The organism is Marinomonas sp. S3726, from assembly GCF_000967665.1.
GTDB lineage: Bacteria > Pseudomonadota > Gammaproteobacteria > Pseudomonadales > Marinomonadaceae > Marinomonas.
The window spans coordinates 1-436 of sequence record NZ_JXYC01000096.1 but is presented as its reverse complement, the minus strand read 5'-3'; the positions used below and the strand labels follow the sequence as shown (position 1 = coordinate 436).

Below are 436 nucleotides of genomic sequence, written 5' to 3'. Positions count from 1 at the left end.
CAAAGTTGCGTAAGGGTTAAAATCACCACCAAGTGGCAATTCTTTACGTTTCCGTGATTTCTCCGCTTCGGTGTTAGAATCGGCTCCTGTCATTTTGTGCTCGATTTCGTCTCTATAAGTATCAGCAACCGTTGTTTTTGCTGTTTTGTAACCTTCTCCGTATACGGCAGAAGACTCAGCAAAACCAAACTCGTTTTTAATGACAATACGGCAAACATGAATTTGCTCGTGACCTTCAATGTCTTTGGTATGAACCTGTACTGAATCTTCACGCCATGAGTTGTGAGTAACGTTTAATTTTTCTCCGATCATGACGCCGGGAACGTACTGAACATCAAACTCATGACCGTCCCAACGAACCCGAAGTTTAGGTGTGACAACGCGTGTTTCAGGCGTAGAAACAGCTAACTCTCTGCAAACTTCGATGCTTGGCGCT

General features: G+C 44.0%; 1 protein-coding gene. It reads right to left on the bottom strand.

All coding sequences use genetic code 11. The annotated features are described in order from the left end of the window. A partial coding sequence (locus TW85_RS25225) for a hypothetical protein (RefSeq protein WP_238326297.1) occupies positions 1-312 on the bottom strand: 312 nt, incomplete at its 3' end. Between the last annotated feature and the right edge of the window lie 124 nt (positions 313-436).